Below are 21,569 nucleotides of genomic sequence, written 5' to 3'. Positions count from 1 at the left end.
CCGCGTCGACTCGCCCAGCCGCCGCGGCTGGGCGGTCAGTGCTGCCGCAGTAGGGCCGCCGCCCGCTCGGCGGTCACCGCCACGAGTCGGCGCAACGCGTCGACGTCGACGTCCGGGCCGGGCGGCAGCAACGGCAGCGTCGGCGCTCCCGCCGACCCCGGTGGCGGCGGCAGGGGCGGCGTCGGGCGGGCGTACGCCTCGACGGCCGCCGTCCCCGCCGCGTCGGGACGCCCGGCGGGTGGCTCCGGCGCGACACGGGCCTGACCGGGCGACCCGGACGGCGACGCCAACTCCGGCCGCGGCACGGTGGAGCCGGGGGACGGCGTCGCGGCGAGCAGTTGCCGGGCGTCGCGGCCCCGGATCAGCAGCAGCAGCGCCGGGTCGGCGTCCAGCAGCCAGGACACCTGGTGGCACAGCGCGGCGGCGTGCCGGCACGGGTGGTCCCACTCCGGGCAGTCGCACTCCGGGGTGATCTCGCCCAGCGCGGGCAGCAGCCGCACCCCGGCCAGGTCCGCCAGGTCGCGGGGCAGTTGCCCCGCCAGCAGCGCCGCCTGGTGCCCGGCCCGGGCGGCCACCTCGCCGGTCAGCAGGTCCCAGTCGTCGGCGTCCAGCGGTGCGACGCGCACCCGGGTGGCGTACGCCTGCTCGGTGTCGCCGTCGTGCACGGCGGCGGCGAGCCGGCCGGGGCTGACGGTGATCGGGCCGACGTGCCCGGCGGCGGCCAGCCGGCGCCCGGCGCGCAGCGGCCCGGCGTCGAGGGCGTCGGCCTCCCACGCCCGGTTCCACGCCGAGCCCCACCACGTGCGGGGTCGGCGGGCCCGGCCGGGCGGGAACGCGGTGAAGCCGCGTGGGCTCATCGGTCGCCTCCGAGGGTCACGAGTTCGGCCAGTTCGGTGTCGCTGAGCGCGGCCAGGGCCGCCGGTCCGGCGTCGAGGACGGCCTCGGCGAGTTCCCGCTTGCCGGCGAGCAGCGCGGCGATGCGGTCCTCGACGGTGCCCTCGGCGATGAGCCGGTGCACCTGCACGGGCCGGGTCTGCCCGATCCGGTACGCCCGGTCGGTGGCCTGGTCCTCCACGGCCGGGTTCCACCAGCGGTCGTAGTGCACGACGTGGTCGGCGCGGGTGAGGTTCAGGCCGGTGCCGGCGGCGCGCAGCGACAGCAGGAACACCGGGGCCTCGCCGGCGTCGAAGCGGCGGACCAGGTCGTCGCGGGTGGCGACGGGCAGCCCGCCGTGCAGCAGCAGCGCGCCGACGCCCCGGTCGGTCAGGTGCCGGTGCAGCAGTCGGGCCATCGCCACGTACTGGGTGAACACGAGCACCGAGGAGCCGGCGGGCACGATCGTGTCGAGCAGCTCGTCGAGCAGGTCGAGCTTGCCGGAGCGGCCAGCCAGCGGTGGCGCGGTCTGGCGCAGGTACTGGGCGGGGTGGTTGCAGATCTGCTTGAGCGCGGTGAGCAGCTTGACCACCAGCCCGTGTCGGGCGAAGCCGTCGGTGCCGGCGATCGCCTCGAGCAGTTCGGTGACGCACGCCTGGTAGAGGGCGGCCTGTTCGGCGGTGAGCGCGACGGGCTGGTCGGTCTCGGTCTTGCCGGGCAGCTCCGGGGCGACGCCGGGGTCGCTCTTGCGGCGGCGCAGCAGGAACGGCCCGACGAGCCGCGCCAGGTCCCGCCCGGCTTCGGGGTCGCGGTCGGTCTGCACCGGCTTGACCCAGCGGGCGCGGAACTCGGTGAGGGTGCCGAGCAGCCCGGGGGTGGTCCAGTCCAGGATCGCCCACAGGTCGGTGAGGTCGTTCTCCACGGGGGTGCCGGTCAGGGCGACCCGGGCGGCGGCGGGGATCGCGCGCAGCGCCGCCGCGGTCTCCGAGTGCGGGTTCTTCACGTGCTGTGCCTCGTCGGCGACGAGCAGCGGCCACCGCCGGGTGGCCAGCCGGGTCGCGTCGCGGCGCAGGGTGGCCCAGGTGGTGAGGACGAACCCGCCGTCGAGGTCGTCGAGGTGGCGGTCGGGGCCGTGGAAGCGACGTACGGGGGTGTCGGGGGCGAAGCGCCGGATCTCGCGTTCCCAGTTGCCGAGCAGCGACGCGGGACACAGCACCAGGGTCGGGCCGGCGGTGGCGGGGTCGGCCTGCCGGTGCAGGTGCAGCGCGATGAGGGTGACGGTCTTGCCCAGCCCCATGTCGTCGGCGAGGCAGCCGCCGAGGCCGAGCGCGGTCAGCCGGGCCAGCCAGCGCACCCCGTGCCGCTGGTAGTCGCGCAGGGTCGCGGTCAGCCCGGCCGGTGTGGGCACCGGGTCGGCGGTCCCGGCGTCGGCGAGGCGCCGCGCGGCGTCGGCCAGCCAGCCCTCGGTGGCCACGTCGACGCGTTCACCGTCGACGTGCGTGGCGCCGGTCAGCGCGGCGCGCAGCGCGGGCATCGCGGCCAGCGTCGCGGCGTGCGGGTCGCGGGCGCGGCGGGCCAGCTCCGGGGGCACCAGCACCCACCGCTCCCGCAGCCGCACCACCGGCCGGTGCGCGTCGGCGAGCCGGGCCAGCTCGGCCGGGGTGAGCGGCGTGCCGTGCAGGCTCAGCCGCCAGTGCAGCGACAGGTCGCCGGGCTCGGCGAGTAGCCCGGGCCCGCCGGCGCGGCGGGTTGGGGCGCGCAGCACGGCCGAGGCGGTGAGGTCGCGGTCGAGCCCCGCCGGCCAGTGCACGTCGATTCCGTCGCCGGCGAGGCGGGCGGCCGCGCCGCCGGCCAGGTCGACGACGTGGGCGTCGGTCAGCGCCACCGCGTCCGGCACAGCCGTCTCCAGCAGCCCGGCCAGGGGCGGCCACACCCGCGCGGCGTGTCGCAGGGCCAGCAGCGCGGCGTCGCGGGCGGCGGGCGGAAACCCGGGGACCGTGGCGTGCCACAGCGCGGCGGTGTCGGTGAGCAGCCCCGGCGCGGCGGCGCGGTGCACCTGCGCCACGAGCCGCCACGGTTCGTTGGGGGCGTCGAGGTGTTCCAGGCGCAGCGACAGCCGTACCGCCGCGTCGGCGTGGGCGGCGACCCGGGCGGCCCAGTCGCGCAGCCGCCCGACGGGGGTGGGTGCCGGCGCGGCCCACGCCCCGGTGGCGCCGTCGGCGCGGGGCAGGGTGTCGGCGACGGCGTCGAGGAAGTCACGCAGCAGCCGTGCCGGGTCGGGCAGCCAGGCGGGGGTGCGTCCGGGCACCGGCACCGCGCGCGCGGTGGCGGGCATCGCGGCGGCGAGCCGCGCCTGCCGGGCCTCGTCGTCGGCGGTGAGCGGCCCGACGCGCCAGGTGTCGTGCCCGGCGGGGGTCACGGCGGGCAGCAGCAGGCCGTGGGCGGCCAGGTGCAGGGCCTCCCGGGTGGCGGCGGCCCAGAACGCGGCCGCCGGGTCCGTGGGCCGTGCGGCGAGCAGCAGCGGTACGCCGGCCGCCAGCGACGCCCGCCGCGCGGGCACCGGGGTGGGGTGGCCGTGCGGGGGCGCCGCCAGGGTCACCTGGGTGGGTTCGCCGATCCCGTCGGGCGGTGGGCCGCCGTCGGGCGACCAGACGAGCAGCACCCCGGCGCGGGGCGGGTCGGCGGGGGTGAACGTGACGGCGTGGGAGCCGATCGTCACGGGCGTCCTTCCGAATGCAGGTCGGCGGTCAGGTCCTCGGCACGGCGCAGGTCGTCGCGGACCTGGTCGCGTTCGGCGGGGGTGAGCGGCACCGCCGTGGCGGCGGCGTCCAGGGCCTCGCGCGCCCGGTCGGCGTGGATCGGGATGGTCCGTTCGGTCACCGGCTGAGCCTGCGGTAGCGGTGCACCGCGAGGGGCAGGAACACGGCGATCAGCAGCAGCGGCCAGGCGACGGCGAGGGCGACGGCGTGCTGCGCGGCGAAGGACTCGCCGCGCCAGCCGGGGTTGCCGAACAGCTCCCGGCAGGCCGCGACGGTCGCGGACAGCGGGTTCCACTGCGCGAGCGCCGCCAGCGGGCCGGGCATGGTGTCGGGGGCGACGAACGCGTTGGAGGTGAACCCGACCGGCCAGACCAGGATCTGCAGCACCACCACCGACTCGGGTCGGCGCAGCACCAGCGCCAGGTGGATGCCGACCCAGATCAGAGCGAAGCGCAGCAGCAGGAGCAGCCCGACGGCGGCCAGGGCCGCCGGCGCGCCGGCGCGCCACTGCCAGCCGACGGCGAGGCCGCAGGCCAGCATGACGGCGAGGCCGGCGGCAGAGTGCAGCAGGTCGGCGGCGGCCCGGCCGGCGACCACCGCCGAGGGCGCCATCGGCAGGGACCGGAACCGGTCGGTGACGCCGCGGGCGGTGTCGGTGGCCACGGCCGCGTACGTCGACTCGATGCCGAAGGCCATCGTCATGGCGAACATGCCGGGCAGCAGGAACTCCCGGTAGTCGCCGCCGCCGGGCACGCTCATCGCGCCGCCGAAGAGGTAGCCGAACATCAGCACCAGCAGTACGGGAAACAGCAGCCCGACGATCGCCTGCGCGGGTTGCCGGACCCAGTGCGCCAGCGCGCGGCCGGTGAGGGCGACGCCGTCGGCGACAGCCCAGCGCAGGCGGTGCGGCAGCGGGTGGACGGTCACGGTCATGCGGTCACCTTCTCTTCGGCGGGGCGGGCGGCGGGGGAGTCCTCGCCGGTCAGCTTCAGGAACACCTCGTCGAGGGTGGGGCGCCGCAGCGCGATGTCGGCGGCGGTCAGGCCGGCGTCGTCGAGCGCCCGCAGCACGGCGGCCAGCGCGGCGACGCGCCCGGAGACGGGCACGCTGACCCGCAGGGCCACCGGGTCGACGTGCGGCCTCGCCGCGACGGCGGCACCGACGGCCCGCGCCGCCCGGTCCAGTTCGTCGGCGCGGGACAGCACCACGTCGACCCGGTCGCCGCCGAGCGCGACCTTCAGCTCGTCGGGGGTGCCGTCGGCGATCACCCGGCCGGCGTCGACGACCCGGACGCTGTCGGCGAGCTGGTCGGCCTCCTCCAGATACTGGGTGGTCAGCAGCACGGTGGTGCCGTCGGCGACGAGGCCCCGCACGGCGTCCCACACCTGCGCCCGGGCGCGCGGGTCGAGGCCGGTGGTGGGCTCGTCGAGGAACAGCACCGGCGGGTCGAGAACCAGGCTGGCCGCGAGGTCGAGGCGGCGTCGCATCCCGCCGGAGTACGTGCCGGCGGGCCGGTCGGCGGCGTCGGTCAGGTCGAAGCGGGCGAGCAGCTCGGCGGCCCGGGCGCGGGCCCGTGCGCCACCGAGGTGGTGCAGCCGGCCGAAGAGCACGAGGTTCTGCCGGCCGCTGAGCACCTCGTCCACGGCGGCGTGCTGGCCGACCAGCCCGATGCGGGCGCGCACCCGGTCGGGGTGTCGCCGCACGTCGGCGCCGGCCACCCGGGCGGTGCCGGCGTCGGGCCGCAGCAGGGTGGTCAGCACCCGCACCGCGGTGGTCTTGCCCGCGCCGTTGCGCCCGAGCAGCCCGCAGACCGTGCCGGCGGGCACCGTCAGGTCGAGGCCGGCGAGGGCCTCGGTGCCGCCGTAGCGCTTGCGTAGTCCCTCGGCCTCGATGGCCGGCCCGTTCCGGTGCATCCGCACCCCCGTCCGCTCGTTCCGTACGCCGTACCGTACACCATACGGTACGGCGCACGGTAGAGTTCCGGGGCATGACGACCGAGTACAGCGGCACCGGCGACCCCGCGCGCAGCCTCGCCCTGCTCTGGCGCACCCGCGAACGCGCCAGCCGCAAGGGCCGGCCCGACCTGTCCGTGGATCGGATCGTCCGCGCCGCCATCGAGGTCGCCGACGCCGACGGGCTGGCCGCCCTGTCCATGCGCCGGGTCGCCGAACGCCTCGGCGTCGGCACCATGAGCCTCTACACGTACGTCCCCGGCAAGGGTGAACTGCTCGACGTCATGCTCGACACCGTCTACGGCGAGACCGCCCGCCCCGACGACGTGCCCGGCGGCTGGCGCGGCCGCCTCGCACACATCGCCCGCGAGACCTGGGCGCTCTACCTGCGCCACCCCTGGCTGCTCCAGGTCGCCACCACCCGCCCCCCGCTCGGCCCCAACGTGATCGCCCGCTACGAGTACGAACTGCGCGCCGTCGACGGCATCGGCCTGACCGACCTGGAGATGGACGCCGTCGTCACCCTCGTCTCCGGGTACGTCCACGGGGCCGTCCGCAGCGCCGTGGAGGCCGCCCAGGCCGCCGCGCACACCGGCATGACCGAGGAACAGTGGTGGCAGGCCCACGCCCCCTACCTGGAGAAGGCCCTCGACCCTCGCCGCTACCCCCTCGCGGCGCGCGTCGGCAGCGCCGCCGGCCAGGAGTACCAGGCCGCCGGCGACCCCGCCCGCGCGTTCGAGTTCGGCCTGGCCCGCATCCTCGACGGTGTCGAGGTGCTCGTGTCCGCCCGCCCGGGCACCGCCACCGCGGGCGACGACGGATAACCTTGCCGGCATGACGATGCGACCCATCAGGATCATCGGCGACCCCGTGCTGCGCACCCCGAGCGAGCCGGTGACCAGCTTCGACGCCGACCTACGCGCCCTGGTCACCGACCTGATGGACACCCTGCTCGGCGCTCCCGGCCGCGCCGGCGTCGCCGCGCCCCAGATCGGCGTCAACGCGCAGGTGTTCGTCTACGACGCCGACGGCCACCGTGGCCACCTGGTCAACCCGACGCTGGAGCTGTCGGAGGAGTTGCAGGACGACGACGAGGGCTGCCTGTCCGTCCCCGGGCTCTACTTCCCGACCCCCCGGGCGATGCACGCCACCGCCCACGGCTTCGACCAGCACGGCGAGCCGCTGACGATCTCCGGTAGTGGGTTCCTCGCGCGGGCCCTGCAGCACGAGACCGACCATCTGGCCGGCCGCCTGTACGTCGACACGCTGCGCGGGGACACGCGCCGCCGGGCGCTGCGCGAGATGCGCGCCGGCCGCTTCGACTCGCCCAGCCGCCGCGGCTGAACCGCGCACGCGCGGCGACCCGCCGCACGTGAACGGCCTGAGCCGCGGCGGGTCGCCGTGGCTCAGGCGCGTACGCGAACGGCCGCCGGACCCCGACGGGGCCCGGCGGCCGGGACGTCACCCGCGGGGCTCACCCCCGCGCGGCGGCCGTCACTTCGGCGGGGGAGCCACCAGGCACACCGCCGGCGACGAGGCGTTGCCCGCGTCGTCCACGCCGACGATCAGCGCGTCGCCGCGCAACGTCACCTTGTAGTCGATGTCGCCGGTGCCGTCCTTCACCCGCGACTGCGCACCCGGCGCCTGCACCAGCTTGATCTTCGTGCCGGCCGGGAACGGCCCGAACCGCACGCTCGGGTCCGCCGCGTCACCGATGAACACCTGCACGGCCGTGTCCACCACGTCCGTCGACGTCAGCTCGTAGAACCCGTCCGGGTTGTACGAGCCGGGGACGTTGCCGCCGCTGGGGTTGTTCGTCGGCACGCACGCCGTCGCCGGCGGGGTGGTGTCCACCACCCGCATCACGGCGGTGTCGCTGCCGGTGTTGCCGGCCGCGTCGGTGGCCGTGCACGTCACCGTCGTCGCGCCCAGCGAAAACGTCGAGCCGGGCGGCGGCACGCAGGTCGGGGTCAGCGGACCGTCGACGTTGTCGGTCGCCGTCGCCGGGTAGTCGATCACCGCGCCGGCCGGGCTGGTCGCCTCCACCGTCCGGTCGTCGACGACCACGGTCGGCGGGGTGACGTCGTTGACCCGCACGCGGATCTGCTGCGTGAACGCCGGCCCGCCGGACAGGCCGTTGAGCAGGAACTCCACCGTGCAGGTCAGCTCGGCGCCCTGCGCGGCGTCCGCCGCCACCGTGATCGTCTCGGCGAACGGCACGTCGGTGCCCGACTGCTGCGTCCGCGACGCCGCGTCGAAGCCCACCGACAGGCCCGCGTCGCACGACGTCACCGTCGGGGTGACCGTGACGTCCAGGTCCCGCAGGCCCGCCAGGATCGCGGCGGTCACCGTGTCGGGGGAACTGCCCACGAGCTGCCCGCCGGTGGCCGACACCGCCGCCGTGGCCTGCCCGGTCGCGTCCAGGCCGCCACCGCCACCGCTGACGTTCACCGCCAGCAGCCGCGCCTCGTCGGCCTGCAACGCCGCCGTCGCCTGGGCCAGAGTGCGACCGTTGCTCGGGTCGTGGCTCGGCGCGTCACCCACCAGCACCACGATCCGGCTGCTGCCCGACCGGTAGCCGATCGCTCCCTCGGACACCTCGACCAGCGCGTTCACCCACGCCTCCGGGGTGTCCCCGCCGCCGCCGGCGGCCAGCCCGTTCACCGCGTTCTGCAGCGCCGTCGCGTCGTCGGTGAGGTCCTGCCGCACCCGGAACAGCTCCGCGCCGTCGCCGGTGTCCCGGTAGGAGGCCACCGCGAACTGCGCCGACGGCTGCGCCGCGCGCACGTCGGTGATGACCTGCTGCAGGTTGGTCCGTACGTTGGCGATCGCCCCGCCCATGCTGCCGGTCGTGTCGACCAGCAGCACCACGTCGGGCTTCGGCGGGATCGGCGGGGTGGACACCACCTTGCTGACGCCGATCGACGTGCCAGGGTCGGCGTCGCGGTCCACGAGGGCCGGGTTCACCCCGGGCGCCGCCGCCGCAGGTGTCGCCAACGCGGTCACCACCGCCGTCACGCCGGCGAGCAGGCTCACCGTCCGTGTTCGCCGCCAGGGCACTGCTGCTGTTGCCATGCGTTGCTCCTTCAGCTCCGCCGCGCGTCGTACGCGACCTCTGCCGGGAGACGCTAGGGCCGGGACGGGCCCCCGCCGGTCCGACACCAGCACCGCTCAGCGTCGGGTTCCCGACCCCCCTCGTCGGCCGAACATGCAGGTGAAAGGGTTCTCAGGTCGACCCTCCGCCGGTCGTTCGGGCCACGCCGCCGGACGGCGGACGCCGCCCGCTCCGCACGGCGCGAACACGAGGCCGCGCGGTCCGTGGTCGCCGGACGACCGGCCGTCACCGCCCGCAGGCGGTCAACGCATACTCCCCGTAGTCGGCGACCCGGGTGAAGCCCAGCCGCTCGTAGAGCCGCACGGCCGGCCCGTTGTCCGCCTTCACGTTCAGCGTGACGTGCGCGACGCTGGTCAGCAGCCGCCCGCACAGCGCGGCCACCACCGCCGCGGCCAGCCCGCGCCCCCGGGCCCGGGGATGGGTGGTCACGTTGCCCAACGCCGCCACCCGGTACGCCGGCGAGAACACGTGCACCCCGGCGACGGCCACCACCTCGCCGTCCTCGCGGATGCCCACGTACTGGCCGGTGTCCAGCATCCGCGGGTCGAACCAGTTGCCCGGGTAGGCGTCCGCGTACAGCCGGTGCAGCGCCGGCAGGTCCGCGGCGTCCAGCACCACCCCGGCGGGCGGGGTCGCGGCCAGCCGGGCCGGGTCGGTCAGCGCCATCTTGTGGTGCGGGCCTGCCGGCTCCATCCGGTACGCCCCGGCCAGCGCCGGCTCCAGGCCGGGGGACAGGTGCGCCCACAGCCGGGCCGGCAGCATCGGCGCCAGCTCCCGCAGCAGCGCCGCCAGCTCCGCGACCCGCGGCGGCGCCGCGAACGCCAACAGGGTGGGCGGGTCGGCTCCGTGGTACAGCAACGCCACCTCCTCGCCCCGGCGGAACCAGGAGGTGTACGGCCAGAAGAAGTCGTCCAGGTCGCCCAGCTGGTAGGCGTGCAGCACCGGGTCGCGTCCCAGCAGCCCGGCGAGGACGGCCCGGTCGTGTTCGGCGCGCACCGGCATCCGCTGATGATCACACATCCGCTCGGGCGGTCCCACGGCCGGTGAGCCCCGTGGGCGTGGTGGCGCGGGTCAGCAGCCCGTGGGCGGCGCGGCGGGGAGGTTCTCGTCCGCCCAGCGGGCCAGCGCGTCGAGGGCCGGCACCAGCGCGGCGCCCCGCTCGGTCAGCTCGTAGCTCACCCCCAGCGGCGGGCCCTGCCGCACCGTCCGGCTGACCAGCCCGACCCGGACCAGCTCGCCCAGCCGGTCGGACAGGACGGACTCGCTGATCCCGGGCAGGGCGCGACCCAGCTCGGCGAACCCGGCCGGGCCGTCGGCGAGGGTGCCCAGGAGCATGCCGTTCCACCGCTTGCCGAGGAACGCGAAGGCCCGGGTGATGCCCCCGTGGCACGCCCGACGCGCGCCGTCGACCTCCCGTTCGACCGTCATGGTCCCAGGATACGGCGGGGACCGACGGAACCAGGGACTACTAAAAACCTAGCTGCTACTGTCATCGTAGTCAGCCAGTCCGTTTGCATGGAGATACCCCGATGACCGACGTCTTTTCGCCCCTGATCACCCTCGACCCCGAGGCCCAGGCGCAGCTGTTCACCGACGCCCGGACCGCCAACGCCTTCACCGACGAACCCGTCACCGACGAGCAGCTCCAGGCGATCTTCGAACTCGCCAAGTTCCCGCCCACCGCGGTCAACGCCCAGCCCCTGCGCATCCTCTTCGTCGGCCCGGGCGAGGCCCGCACGCGCCTGGTCGCCCACATGAGCGAGGGCAACCAGGCCAAGACCAGCACCGCTCCCATGGTCGCCGTACTCGCCGCCGACACCGACTTCCACGAGTTCATCCCGCAGGTGTTCCCGATCCGACCGCAGCTGCGCGACGACCTCGCCGGCAACCCCGAGGCCCGCGAGAAGATGGCCCGCTTCAACGCCACCCTGCAGATCGGCTACTTCCTGCTCGCCGTCCGCGCCGCCGGCCTCGCCGCCGGCCCCATGGCCGGATTCGACGCCGCCGGCGTCGACCAGGAGTTCTTCACCGACTCCACCTGGAAGAGCCTGCTGGTGGTCAACATCGGCCGGCCCACCGAGAACGCCTGGTTCCCGCGCCTGCCCCGCCTCGGCTACACCGACGTCGTCCGGCACGCCTGACACCACCCACCGGCGCCGAGGCCGGCCGTCGCGCCCCGGGGAAAACGGACAGTCGCAGACACCGGCACCGAAGGCCGGCCTCGCGCACCGCGGTCAGGTCGACGCCACCCACTGGTCGTAGCCGAGCTTGCCCACCAGCGCCAGCACCACCACCAACAGCACGATCCGTACGAAGCCGGAGCCGCGCCGCAGCGCCATCCGCGCCCCGAGCGCGGCTCCGGCGACGTTGCACACCGCCATCGCCGCACCCAGCAGCCACCACACGTGCCCGGTCGCCGCGAACACCACCAACGCCCCCAGGTTCGTGCCCGCGTTCACGATCTTCGCCATCGCCGAACCGTGCACGAAGTCCGCACCCACCAACGCGGTGAACGCCAACACCAGAAACGTCCCCGTGCCCGGCCCGATCAACCCGTCGTACAGAGCGATCCCCACACCCGCCACCGCGACCACCGTGGCCACCCGCCACCGCGTCCGCCGCTCCGGCTGCGCCACCACCCCCAACCGGGGCCGCAGCACCACGAACACCGCCACCGACACCAGCACCGCCAACACCAACGGCCGGTACGCCGACGCCGGCACCGCCCCCGCCAGAGCCGCACCCAACCCGGCGCAACACACCGCCAACCCCGCCGACGGCCCCGCCACCGCCCAGTCGATCTTCGTACGCCGCGCGTACGTTACCGCCGCCGTGGTCGTACCCGCGATCGCCGCCAGCTTGTTCGTTCCCAACGCCGACGCCACCGGCATCCCCGGCGCCGCCACCAACAACGCCGGCAACAGCAACAACCCCCCACCCCCCACCACGGCATCGACCCAACCGGCCATGGCGGCCGCAGCGAGCAGGGTGGTCAGCGACAGGGGGTCCACGGGCCGCCATTCTTCCCACCGCCGCCCGCCCCACGAGACCCCTTGTGGCCAGCCTCACCAGCAGTCACGCCACAAAAGCCCAGTGCCGCTTCACCACCCCCGGCTGTCACGGGCAAGGCTCAGGCCAGCATGTCCTCGACGAGGTCAGCGGCGCGCGGGGTGCCGCCCTCGGCCTGCGTGCCGACGCGAAGCAGTGCCGAGCGGCGGGCGACCTGCGCGGCGGTGACCAGGTCGTTCAGGGCCGCCCGTAGGGTCCCGACGGTAGCTTCGGGGGTGTCGATACGGCGGGCCACGCCCATTCCCACGAGCCGGTCGGTATTCATGAACTGTTCGACGGCCCGCACCACCGTCACCGGCCCCGCCGCCGACGCAACCACACACCCACCGCACCCACCGCCACGAACAGCACCACCGAATACCACAGCACCTTCAACACCCGGCAACCCTCCCACGGCCACGTAGGGTGCAAACGTGCGCCTGGCCACCTTCAACCTGCTGCACGGCCGGTCCCTCACCGACGGCCTCGTCGACCCCGACCGGCTCACCGCCGCCGTCACCGCCCTCGACGCCGACGTCCTCGCCCTGCAGGAAGTCGACCGCGACCAGAGCCGCAGCGGCAAACTCGACCTCACCGCCATCGCCGCCCGCGCCCTCGGCGCCGACGAACACCGCTTCGCCGCCGCCGTCGTCGGCACCCCCGGCGAACAGTTCCGCCCCCTGCGCCACGACGACGACGGACACGGCGAACCCTGCTACGGCGTCGGCCTCGTCACCCGCCACCGCGTCCGCAGCTGGCAGGTCACCCGCCTGCGCCCCGCCCCCGTACGCTCACCCGTCTACGTCCCCGGGCCCGGCGGCGGACTCACCCTCCTGCACGACGAACCCCGCGTCGTCCTCGCCGCCGTCCTCGACACCCCACACGGCCACCTCACCGTCGCCGCCACCCACCTGTCCTTCGTCCCCGGCTGGAACGCCCACCAACTCCGCCAGACCGTCCGCGCCCTACGCACCCTGCCCGCGCCCCGCATCCTCCTCGGCGACCTGAACCTCCCCGCCGGCCCCGCCCGACTCCTCACCGGCTGGCGCCCCCTGGGCCGCCGCCCCACCTACCCCGCGGGGCAACCCCGCGTGCAACTCGACCACATCCTCGCCGACCGCCACGGCATCGACCGGCTCCCGCCCGTCACCGCCGTACACACCCCCCTGTCAGCAATCTCCGACCACCGCCCCCTCCTGGTCGACCTCGGCTGACCGCCTGTGGCAAGCTGAACCCGACGCGACTGGCGGCCAGGGGATGGCAACAACCATCGGGGAGCTCCACGAGCAGAGGTCGACCGCCTGGGCCTCCGCTGACGACAGGAGCACCATGCCCACCGCCCGACTCCTGCCCGGCGCCCCCGTCGCCGAGCGCATCCTCACCGACGTCGCCGCCGGCGTCACCGCCCTACGCGCCGCCGGCATCACCCCCAGCCTCGCCACCATCCTCGTCGGCGACGACGACGCCAGTGCCGGCTACATCCGCATCAAACAGCGCCAGGCCGCCGAACTCGGCTTTGACTCACCCCACATCCACCTGCCCGCCACCGCCACCCAGGCCGACCTGCACCGCGCCATCGCCGACTTCAACACCGCACCCGACGTCCACGGCCTGCTCATCCAACACCCCATCCCCGGCCACCTCGACTACGACCGGGCCCTGCAGACCATGGACCCCGACCTCGACGTCGACGGCATGCACCCGCTCAACATGGGACGACTCGCCCTCGGCCTGCCCGGCCCCCTGCCCTGCACCCCCGCCGGCATCGAAGCCCTGCTCGCCTTCCACGACATCCCCGTCGCCGGCCGCGACGTCGTCATCCTCGGCCGCGGCGCCACCCTCGGCCGCCCCCTCGCCCTGCTGCTCACCCAGAAACGCCCCACCGCCAACGCCGCCGTCACCGTCGTCCACACCGGCGTCCCCAACTGGGCCACCCACACCCGCCGGGCCGACATCCTCATCGCCGCCGCCGGCGTCCCCGGCATCATCCAGCCCGAACACGTCCGCCCCGGCGCCACCGTCATCGGCGGCGGCGTCCGCTACGAAGGACGCCGCCTGCTGCCCGACGTCGACGAGACCTGCGCCGACGTCGCCGGCGCCATCACCCCCCGCGTCGGGGGAGTAGGCCCCACCACCGTCGCCATGCTCTTCCGTAACGCTCTCGACGCCGCCCGCCGCGCCACCGGCCACGCCTGACCCCCGCCGGCCCGGCGGCGAACGCCCTCGACGCCGGGCCGGACACGACGGACCCGTGGTGGACCGGACGCCGCGACCCCGGTCCACCACCCGAGCACCCCCGGGCCGCACCCGGCGCCGGCACCCCGGTTCCCGGATCAGGACGCCGGGGGAGCGGGACGCTCGTCCCGCTCCCCGCAGGCCGCATACACCGGCTCGGTGACCCCGCCGAGACCGGCGAACGCCCGCACGTGCCGGACGATCACGCCCCCTCCCGCGCCGCCGGCGTGATGTCCGCGCTGAAGAAGAACCGGGTCCGCGCCACCTGCGCCGCCACGTCGAACGTGCGCGCCAACCCCGCCAGATGCCCCGCCACCCGGCCCGCCGACCCCCCACCACCGTCCAACAGGTCCAGCACCGCGACATACCGGTCCACCAGGCCGTACGCCGCCAACACCTCCCGCGCCACCACGTACCGCCGCCGCACCGTCGGCTCCACCAGCCCCGCCACCAGCGGCAACACCGCCGTCAACGATGTCGGGAACAACCACCCCGTCACCTGCTCGTGCAACGCCCCCGAGCCGTCCACGCCCCGCAACCCGGCCTCGATCCGCACCGGCACCCCGGCACAACGCCGCCGCACCCACACCGCGTCGGCGAACCCCGCCGACACCCGCGCCCGCAACCACGCCAGCCGCCCCGCCGGATCCAGCAGCCCCCCGTCGCCCCGGAAACACCCCGCGAACACGAACGAGCCCAACACGTCCTCCGGCGACCCCAGGTCCTCCCACGTCACGAACGTGACCTCCAGCAGCACCCCACCCCAGCGGAACTTCCCCAACTTCTCCGCCGGCTCCGACCGCACCACCAGCACGTCCACGTCCGACCACGGCGGCACCACCTCGCCCGCCGCCATACCCAGCACCGACCCGCTGAGCACCGCGCCCTCCACACCCGGCTCCCGCGCCGCGTACGCCCGCACCCACGCCGCCACCGCGCGCGCCGCACCCGCCCTCACGACCCCGCCCCCCGCTCGACCGGGGCCAGCGCCGCCAACGCCCGGTTGGTACGGTTGGACCGCACCGCCTCCCGCTGCTGCCCGGCCGTCACCTCGATGTAGGTCTGCGACGACGCCAGCGACGCGTGCCCCAGCAGCCGCATGATCTCCGCCGCGCTCGCCCCGTCCTCCGCCAACCGTGTCGCGAACGTGTGCCGCAACGCATGCAACCGCGCCCCGCGCGGTACCCGGTCGGTGATGCCGGCCCGCCGGTAGCAGGACTCCACCAGATACTGCAATCCGCCCCGGCGCAGCGGCTCACCCCGGCGGTCCACCAGCAGCGGCGCGTCCGGCCGCACCGTCCGCGACCCGAACCGGCGGGCGCGGCTGTCCAGGTAGTCCGCCAGCACCCGGTCCAGTTCCGGCTCGACCGGCACCACGCGTGGACGCCCGCCCTTGCCGGCAACGTCGACGCGCCGCTCACCCGGGCGACCCGCCAGCGAACCCACCCGCAACGCCAGCAGTTCCGACAGCCGCAGCCCCGCGCACAGCGCCAACGCCAGCACCGCCACGTCCCGCTCCGGCCACGGGTCGCGCTGCCGGCCCTCCTGCCGCGCCACCGAGGCCAGCAGTTGCTCCGGGGTGTCCGCCCCGCGCAGGGGCTTGGGCTGGGGGAGCGGCGCCCGGGGCCGCCCGACCGCCGGCATCGGGTTGCCGGCGACGACGCCGTCGGCGACCAGGAAGGAGAAGAAGCTGTTCCAGGTGGACCAGGCCCGGTGCACCGAGGCGGCCGCCCGGGGAGCGGCGAAGCGGGCGAAGGCCGCCCGCATGACCCGGGGAGTGAGGGCGGTGAGCGGCAACTGGTCGAGGGGGAGGGGAGGGGCGGACTCCTCGGCCGCCAACGCGGCGACGGTGCGCAGGTCCCGCCGGTACGCCTCGAGGGTGTGGGGGGAGGGCTTGCGGGTGGCGCGGGCGGTCAGGAACTCCTCGATCAATCTCAGTACCGATTCGTCCTGTCTGTAATGCATAAGGACTATTATGCATGAATTTCGTGTTCGCCGGCAACGGCGGGAAGAGGGGGAGAGCGTGCAACGGTACGTGCTCACCGGCGCGCCCGGGGCGGGAAAGACGACGCTCGCCGACGCGCTGCGACGTCGCGGGTGGAGCGTCGTCGCCGAGGCGGCCACCGACGTCATCGCCGCGGGGCAGGCACGCGGCGACGACGAACCGTGGCGCGGGGCGGGCTTCGTCGACGCCGTGGCGCGGCTGCAGCGCGAACGACGGGAGGCGGCCGGGTCGCGGGGGCCGGTGCAGGTCCACGACAGATCTCCGCTGTGCACCCTGGCGCTCGCGCGGCACCTGGGCCGCCCCGTCGGGCCGACGCTCGCCGACGAGGTGGAGCGGGTGCTCCGGGAGGGGTCCTACCAGCGTCCGGTGTTCCTCGTCGAGCCGCTCGGCTTCGTGACCCGCACCGCCGCCCGCCGGATCGACTACGCCGAGTCACTGGCGTTCGCCCGCGTCCACGAGCAGGTCTACCGGGAGCACGGCCACGAACTCATCGCCGTCCCGCCCGCCCCGGTGGCGGCGCGGGTCGCGCTGGTGGAGACGCACCTGCGGCGGCTCGCCGGCCTCCCGCAGGGTCCCTGCTGACGGGGCGCCGGGGTATCGGCGTGGCGCGCTCGTGTGCCCGCCCGCCACGGCGATCGGTGGAAGGGGGTGGATTATGCAGGCAGACACCTGCATAATCGGCGAGGGTGAGCGCAGAGGCGGGAGAGATGGACCTGGTCTTCAAGGCACTGGCCGACCCCACCCGACGGCTTCTGCTCGACCGCCTGCGGGAACACAACGGGCAGACGCTGCGGGAGCTCTGCGAGCGCCTCGACATGGCGCGCCAGTCGGCGACCCAGCACCTCGACATCCTCGTCCGGGCCAATCTCGTCACCGTCGTACGGCGCGGACGCGAACGGCTGCACTACCTGAACCCGACGCCGATCCACGAGATCGAGGAGCGCTGGATCTCGGGCTTCGAGAGGCGCCGCCTGCAAGCAATCAGTGCCATCAGAAACCAGGCAGAGGAGCACGCCATGACCCGCGCACCCACGGCCCCGCCGACCTACGTCTACGTCACGTACATCCGCGCCAGCGCCGAACAGGTGTGGCAGTCCCTGACGGACGCGGACCTGACGGCCGCCTACTGGGGACACGCCAACGTCTCCGACTGGCAGCCGGGGTCCACCTGGGAGCACCGGCGCGCCGACGGGTCAGGCGAGGTCGACGTCGTCGGCCGGGTTGTCGAGGCGGAGCCGCCGGCACGCCTGGTGATCACCTTCGCGGCGCCAGGCGACGAGCCGCCCGGAGGCCCGTCGGTCGTCACGTTCCTCGTCGAGCCGCACCATGACTTCGTCCGCCTCACCGTGACCCACGAGAATCTCACCGACCAGGAGATGCACACCGGAATCTCGCAGGGGTGGCCCGCCGTGCTCGCGAACCTCAAGTCGCTGCTCGAAACCGGAGAGGTCCTTTCTCCGGCACCCTGGGAGATGTCCCCGACGAACGCCTGAGACCGCCCTCGCGCCACGCCGCCCTCGCCACCCGTTGCCGAAGGAGACCCTCGTGACCGCATCACCCCCGACCCCGCTCGCCGACAGTGTCGCGCTGTTCCAGCGGTCCGCCGACTACGCGCTCGGAGCGCTGTCGGCCGTCGGCGACGCCGACCTCGACCGGTCGACCCCGTGCGCCGGCTGGGACCTGCGGACGTTGGTGCTGCATCTCGCCGACGCCGCCGACGCCCTCACCGACTTCGCCGCCACGGGAGAACTGATCCTTCCGGCGTCACCCCGGGCGGGCGAGGCCGACCCCGTGGCCGTCGCGCGGAAGCGCACCCAGCGCCTGCTCGACGCCGTTCGTACGGCGGTGCACGACGACGCGCACCCCGCCAAGGCCGCGTGGGTGGGCGGTGCCGCGCGCGGCGGCGCGATCGAGTTCGCGGCGCACGGGTGGGACATCGCCACCGCCTGCGGCGCGGACCGGGAGATCCCCGCCGGGCTGGCCACCGAACTCCTCGCGTTGTCCGCGTCGCTGGTCGGCGAGCAGGCCCGCCAGTCCCGGTTCGGCCCGCCCGTGCCGGTCCCGTCCGGCGCGGCCCCGGGCGACCGCCTCGTCGCCTTCCTCGGCCGGCGCCCTGCCGCGCGTCCGTGAGGTTGCCTCGGTGTCATGAGGGCGGGTGGACGCGGTGGCCGGGGAGGGCGCCACCCAGTCAACTTGACATAATGTGCATTATCGAACCAGTCCGCACCGGCGCGTGACCTCGTCGTTTCTTCTCGTTCATCCTGGGCGTTCTCGGTAAGTTGAGCCGTGGTCAGCAGGCCGCCAAGGCGCGGCGCCGCCTGGCGGTCCTGCGTCACGCCGAGGAAGTTGCGGGCGACGTCGCGTGCGGCACTACGGCATCAGCCGGCAGACGTTCTACAACTGGCCACACCGCTCCAGGGCGAAGCATCACCGGCCTGCGCGACCGCTCGAGCGCTCTGCGTCACTGCCCGAACGCCCCCACACCGACCCAACTCCCGGCCTGCAACACCCTCGTGCGGCTGGGCCTGGACCGGCTACCAGCATCCCGGCGCTACCGATGCCGCGAGAGGTGGATCGATGTGCAGGTGGCCACCGCTCCCCCGTGTCCCAGGCCCCCCGCGCGGTCGGCTTTGATTCCGGCACCTTGCTTGGGCGCCAAGTTCGGCACGTTCTTTGAGCGCCATCGCGTAGTGCAGCGCCCCCTCATGCCTTGTCGTCGATTGGCGTGATCGGCACGTTCTTTCGGCGCCAACCTTGCCCGGCGTTCATGATCGACATGTTCTTCGGGCGCCACGCGGGAAAGGTGGTCGTTCGGCGGCGAAGGTTGCTTACGAAGCTTCGGCCATTACGCCGACCTGTCCCGACGTCCACGCCGACAGCCTGGCCCGACAGATCCACGATGGGTCGACAGATCGTCTCGCAAGCATCGGCGGCGGAGCCGTATGGCCCTGCGGTTGAGCGGGGCACGTCCTCGGTGGCTGGGTGTCGTCCCTACACCGCACGTTGTGACCATGATTGGCGACCACATTGCTGCGATCGATTCCGCCCTCATACTCTGGCGATCCGCACTCCGGTCAGGAGAGACGACATGCGCCGAGTTCTCGTCACCAACGTCACGCAGTATGCCGGGCCGGGTGCCGTGGACAGCTTGTTGCGTGCGGGCTGCGAAGTGCTTTGTCATGATCCGTCGTTTTCCGGCCCGGCCGAGCGGACTCAGTACGAGAGCACGCATGCTGGCGCGCGTTGCCTCGCTGCGCTGGACCCGGAGGAGATCTACGCGGCCGTGATGCAAGGCGGCGGAACGCTCGATGCGCTGGTGTCCAACGACGTCTACCCGATCACCCGTCATGCCATCGAAGACCTTCCGCTCGACGAGTTGAGGGCGACCTTCGAGGCCGTCCTGGTCTTCCCGGTGCGGCTGACGCAACTGTTCCTGCCGTCGATGAAGGCGCGGGGCGGCGGTGCATTCGTCTTTGTCACCTCGGCGCGTCCCCGACGGCCGGAGCCCGGCTTCGCCACTCCGACGACGATCCGGGCGGGCACGACCGCATTCGCTGTGGCGCTGGCCAAGGAGGCAGCGCCTGACGGCATTCAGGTCAACGTCGTGGCTCCGAACTATCTGTACAGCGAGATGTACTACCCTCGCGCCAGGTTCGTCGATGATCCGACCGGCCGGGAACTGATCGCGCAGACCGTGCCGGCAGGCCGGCTTGGCGAGCCAGAGGAAGTCGGCGAGCTCATCACCTTCTTGGCCTCCGGACGTTCGCCGTTCACCACTGGCCAGGTCATCGACTTCACCGGGGGCTGGTCGTAGCCATTCACCCCGTCGCTGGTGACCACGCCACGCGACCACGGGCCGCCGTCACGACCACCCATCCGGCGACGCCATCTCCCGCCCGCACGTGCTCCTACCGGCCGTCGCAGCCCGCTCCACGATTGACACCCCGCTCCAGCTCGAGGCGTTCTTCCGCCACCACGCCAGCAACACCGTCCACGCCGAACTCCGCACGTTCTGCGCCGACCTGGGCTGGCACCCGACATGCGGCGCCGAGACCCTCCTCGACCAGCTCGGCCTGCACGTGCTGCCACTACGCCGAGCGCTCGACACCGCTACACCAGCCGGGACCACCAGCACCGCCCGCGGCACAGCTTTCTGACCGCGCACTGCGGTCAGCCCCGATCAGCACCAGATCACCGCCGGTCCGTTCCGCAACGAAGGCACCGGGCTCTTCGAACCTGCATCGGGAGCAGGCACGAATTCCCGCCCTGGTGCCCAAACATCATGTCGATCATGCACGGCCAACTACTGGCGCCCGAAGAGCCTGACGAACGCCTAATGTGGATGTTCCAAGATCAACCCTGGTGCCGAAAGAACTGAACCTGCTGGTGTCCGATCAAGGTGCCGGAAACAGTCGGCTTCGTTGTCGTTGCATCGTTGACTGTGTCAATCAGGGCAAATGGGAGCGGTCGGAGTCCCGCCGCCCGACGATCGAGCAGTCGGGGCAGGCTCGCTACACCGCAGGGCTGTCAGGCCGCCGACTGGATGGTGATCACAATTCTGATGAGGGCCAGGCGCTGCGGAAGGTGCGACGGTAGGCGTCCGGCGGTACGCCGACGGTGCGGTTGAAGTGTCGGCGTAGCGTCGTGGCGGTTCCCATGCCAGCCGCCTCGGCGATGGCGTCGATGCTGTCGTCGGTGTTCTCCAGCAGCTCCTGGGCCCGACGGATCCGCTGCGTCGACAGCCACTGCAGCGGGGTGGTGCCTGTTGCCGACTTGAAGTGGCGGGCCAGGTTGCGCGAACTCATGTTCGCCTGGCGGGCCAGGTCCTCCACGGTCAGCGGACGGTTCAGCCGTTCCATCGCCCAGGGGAACAGGTCGGCGAGGGGGTGGTCGTCGCGGGCGGGCACCGGGGTGGTGACGAACTGGGCCTGGCCTCCGGCGCGATGCGGCGGCACTACCAGGCGGCGGGCGACGGCGTTGGCGACCGTCGCGCCGTGGTCGCGGCGGATCAGGTGCAGGCACAGGTCGATCGCGGCGGCTTTGCCGGCGGAGGCGAGCACGTTGCCGTTGTCGACGTAGAGCACGTCCGGGTCGACCTGGACCCGGGGGTAGCGGGCGGCCAGCGCCCCGGTGTGGGCCCAGTGGGTGGTTGCGCGCAGCCCGTCCAGCACCCCGGCGGCGGCCAGCACGAACGCTCCGGTGCACAGCGAGACCATCCGAGCGCCCGCCTTGTGGGCCGCGCGGACGGCGTCGAGCAGGTCGGTTGGCACGGCCGCGTCGATGTCTTGCACGCCAGGGATGATCACGGTGTCGGCGCGGGCGAGTCGGTCCAGCCCGTCGTCGGGTTCCATGCGGAATCTGCCGATCCGGACCGGGCTCGGGCCGCAGACCACGAGGTCGTACCACGGGTCTGCCAGGCCGGAGGGGTCGCGGACGAAGACCTCGCAGGCCATGGCGAGCTCGAAGTGCAGCATCGCGTCGGTGGCGGCGAGCGCGACAGTGGCCATGTCCGAAATTGTATGGGGCATGGCGTTCCAGACACTGGTTCGGGGCCGGTCGCTGCCGGGAGGATCTCCTCGGTC

General features: G+C 74.0%; 23 protein-coding genes and 1 riboswitch. Of the genes, 10 read left to right on the top strand and 13 right to left on the bottom strand.

Annotation, left to right across the window (positions count from 1 at the left end; genetic code table 11):
• Positions 1–35 precede the first annotated feature (35 nt).
• Genes ACGF5C_RS24415 through ACGF5C_RS24395 form a run of 5 tightly spaced genes read right to left on the bottom strand, consistent with a single transcriptional unit; the run spans position 36 to position 5,545 of the window.
• Positions 36–857, bottom strand: coding sequence for an SWIM zinc finger family protein (locus ACGF5C_RS24415; RefSeq protein WP_393305141.1), 822 nt, complete (start codon positions 855–857; stop codon positions 36–38).
• Complete coding sequence (locus tag ACGF5C_RS24410; protein WP_393305139.1) at positions 854–3,592, bottom strand: DEAD/DEAH box helicase; 2,739 nt, start codon at positions 3,590–3,592, stop codon at positions 854–856. The genes ACGF5C_RS24415 and ACGF5C_RS24410 overlap by 4 nt, the downstream gene beginning before the upstream one ends.
• A complete protein-coding gene (locus tag ACGF5C_RS24405) occupies positions 3,589–3,753 on the bottom strand; it encodes a hypothetical protein (protein ID WP_393305138.1) in 165 nt (54 codons plus the stop codon). Before ACGF5C_RS24405 ends, ACGF5C_RS24410 begins: the two co-directional genes overlap by 4 nt.
• Positions 3,750–4,565, bottom strand: coding sequence for an ABC transporter permease (locus tag ACGF5C_RS24400; protein ID WP_393305136.1), 816 nt, complete (start codon positions 4,563–4,565; stop codon positions 3,750–3,752). Before ACGF5C_RS24400 ends, ACGF5C_RS24405 begins: the two co-directional genes overlap by 4 nt.
• Positions 4,562–5,545 (bottom strand): ATP-binding cassette domain-containing protein, encoded by a 984-nt coding sequence (locus tag ACGF5C_RS24395; RefSeq protein ID WP_393305224.1) that lies wholly within the window; start codon positions 5,543–5,545, stop codon positions 4,562–4,564. The genes ACGF5C_RS24400 and ACGF5C_RS24395 overlap by 4 nt, the downstream gene beginning before the upstream one ends.
• Before the next feature lie 74 nt (positions 5,546–5,619).
• Here ACGF5C_RS24395 and ACGF5C_RS24390 point away from each other — a divergent pair, with 74 nt between their 5' ends.
• Both ACGF5C_RS24390 and def read left to right on the top strand, forming a co-directional pair.
• Complete coding sequence (locus tag ACGF5C_RS24390) at positions 5,620–6,408, top strand: TetR/AcrR family transcriptional regulator (RefSeq protein ID WP_393305134.1); 789 nt, start codon at positions 5,620–5,622, stop codon at positions 6,406–6,408.
• A gap of 10 nt (positions 6,409–6,418) precedes the next feature.
• Positions 6,419–6,928 (top strand): peptide deformylase, encoded by a 510-nt coding sequence (gene def, locus ACGF5C_RS24385; RefSeq protein WP_393305132.1) that lies wholly within the window; start codon positions 6,419–6,421, stop codon positions 6,926–6,928.
• A 150-nt stretch (positions 6,929–7,078) separates the two neighbouring features.
• Here the strand turns inward: def and ACGF5C_RS24380 are convergent, their stop codons facing one another.
• The 3 genes from ACGF5C_RS24380 to ACGF5C_RS24370 form a co-directional block, all read right to left on the bottom strand.
• Entirely contained in the window at positions 7,079–8,659 is a 1,581-nt protein-coding gene (locus tag ACGF5C_RS24380) for a VWA domain-containing protein (RefSeq protein ID WP_393305130.1), read from the bottom strand.
• 265 nt (positions 8,660–8,924) lie between these two features.
• The gene (locus ACGF5C_RS24375) at positions 8,925–9,701 is read right to left on the bottom strand and encodes a GNAT family N-acetyltransferase (RefSeq protein WP_393305128.1); all 777 of its coding nucleotides are present in this window, start codon (positions 9,699–9,701) and stop codon (positions 8,925–8,927) included.
• Between the two features lie 69 nt (positions 9,702–9,770).
• On the bottom strand, positions 9,771–10,127 hold the full coding sequence (locus tag ACGF5C_RS24370) for a helix-turn-helix domain-containing protein (protein ID WP_357697383.1): 357 nt from the start codon (positions 10,125–10,127) through the stop codon (positions 9,771–9,773).
• Between the two features lie 101 nt (positions 10,128–10,228).
• On the opposite strand from ACGF5C_RS24370, the gene ACGF5C_RS24365 reads away from it, so the two are divergent.
• Entirely contained in the window at positions 10,229–10,840 is a 612-nt protein-coding gene (locus ACGF5C_RS24365) for a malonic semialdehyde reductase (RefSeq protein WP_393305126.1), read from the top strand.
• Positions 10,841–10,933: 93 nt separating this feature from the next.
• Here the strand turns inward: ACGF5C_RS24365 and ACGF5C_RS24360 are convergent, their stop codons facing one another.
• Entirely contained in the window at positions 10,934–11,710 is a 777-nt protein-coding gene (locus ACGF5C_RS24360) for a sulfite exporter TauE/SafE family protein (RefSeq protein ID WP_393305124.1), read from the bottom strand.
• Between the two features lie 119 nt (positions 11,711–11,829).
• The gene (locus ACGF5C_RS24355) at positions 11,830–12,087 is read right to left on the bottom strand and encodes a hypothetical protein (RefSeq protein ID WP_393305122.1); all 258 of its coding nucleotides are present in this window, start codon (positions 12,085–12,087) and stop codon (positions 11,830–11,832) included.
• Positions 12,088–12,181: 94 nt separating this feature from the next.
• Here ACGF5C_RS24355 and ACGF5C_RS24350 point away from each other — a divergent pair, with 94 nt between their 5' ends.
• Together ACGF5C_RS24350 and ACGF5C_RS24345 are read left to right on the top strand one after the other, a co-directional pair.
• Positions 12,182–12,961 carry an endonuclease/exonuclease/phosphatase family protein gene (locus ACGF5C_RS24350; RefSeq protein ID WP_393261805.1) on the top strand — a complete coding sequence of 260 codons (780 nt, stop codon included), beginning with the start codon at positions 12,182–12,184 and terminating at the stop codon, positions 12,959–12,961.
• 15 nt (positions 12,962–12,976) lie between these two features.
• Positions 12,977–13,061, top strand: a riboswitch (ZMP/ZTP riboswitch).
• Positions 13,062–13,076: 15 nt separating this feature from the next.
• Positions 13,077–13,943: a bifunctional 5,10-methylenetetrahydrofolate dehydrogenase/5,10-methenyltetrahydrofolate cyclohydrolase gene (locus ACGF5C_RS24345; protein WP_393305120.1), complete on the top strand. Its 867-nt coding sequence runs from the start codon at positions 13,077–13,079 to the stop codon at positions 13,941–13,943.
• Positions 13,944–14,184: 241 nt separating this feature from the next.
• On the opposite strand, the gene ACGF5C_RS24340 is transcribed toward ACGF5C_RS24345, so the two are convergent.
• Both ACGF5C_RS24340 and ACGF5C_RS24335 read right to left on the bottom strand, forming a co-directional pair.
• A complete protein-coding gene (locus ACGF5C_RS24340) occupies positions 14,185–14,940 on the bottom strand; it encodes a hypothetical protein (RefSeq protein ID WP_393305118.1) in 756 nt (251 codons plus the stop codon).
• Positions 14,937–15,947 carry a tyrosine-type recombinase/integrase gene (locus tag ACGF5C_RS24335; protein WP_393305116.1) on the bottom strand — a complete coding sequence of 337 codons (1,011 nt, stop codon included), beginning with the start codon at positions 15,945–15,947 and terminating at the stop codon, positions 14,937–14,939. The genes ACGF5C_RS24340 and ACGF5C_RS24335 overlap by 4 nt, the downstream gene beginning before the upstream one ends.
• 58 nt (positions 15,948–16,005) lie before the next feature.
• On the opposite strand from ACGF5C_RS24335, the gene ACGF5C_RS24330 reads away from it, so the two are divergent.
• The 5 genes from ACGF5C_RS24330 to ACGF5C_RS24310 all read left to right on the top strand — a co-directional run bounded on the left by ACGF5C_RS24330 (position 16,006) and on the right by ACGF5C_RS24310 (position 20,144).
• Complete coding sequence (locus ACGF5C_RS24330; RefSeq protein WP_393305114.1) at positions 16,006–16,569, top strand: AAA family ATPase; 564 nt, start codon at positions 16,006–16,008, stop codon at positions 16,567–16,569.
• A gap of 104 nt (positions 16,570–16,673) precedes the next feature.
• Positions 16,674–17,480, top strand: coding sequence for an ArsR/SmtB family transcription factor (locus ACGF5C_RS24325; protein ID WP_393305112.1), 807 nt, complete (start codon positions 16,674–16,676; stop codon positions 17,478–17,480).
• 52 nt (positions 17,481–17,532) lie between these two features.
• Positions 17,533–18,117, top strand: a complete 585-nt coding sequence (locus ACGF5C_RS24320; protein WP_393305110.1) for a TIGR03086 family metal-binding protein — start codon at positions 17,533–17,535, stop codon at positions 18,115–18,117.
• Between the two features lie 958 nt (positions 18,118–19,075).
• Complete coding sequence (locus ACGF5C_RS24315; RefSeq protein ID WP_393305108.1) at positions 19,076–19,801, top strand: SDR family oxidoreductase; 726 nt, start codon at positions 19,076–19,078, stop codon at positions 19,799–19,801.
• Between the two features lie 88 nt (positions 19,802–19,889).
• Positions 19,890–20,144 (top strand): hypothetical protein, encoded by a 255-nt coding sequence (locus ACGF5C_RS24310; protein ID WP_393305106.1) that lies wholly within the window; start codon positions 19,890–19,892, stop codon positions 20,142–20,144.
• Positions 20,145–20,537: 393 nt separating this feature from the next.
• Here the strand turns inward: ACGF5C_RS24310 and ACGF5C_RS24305 are convergent, their stop codons facing one another.
• A complete protein-coding gene (locus ACGF5C_RS24305) occupies positions 20,538–21,494 on the bottom strand; it encodes a helix-turn-helix domain-containing protein (RefSeq protein WP_393305104.1) in 957 nt (318 codons plus the stop codon).
• Positions 21,495–21,569 lie beyond the last annotated feature (75 nt).

The sequence above is a fragment of the Micromonospora sp. NPDC047620 genome (assembly GCF_043205005.1).
Classification (GTDB): Bacteria; Actinomycetota; Actinomycetes; order Mycobacteriales; family Micromonosporaceae; genus Micromonospora.
The sequence above is the reverse complement of the archived record's forward strand: the minus strand, read 5'-3'. Positions and strand labels throughout refer to the sequence as shown.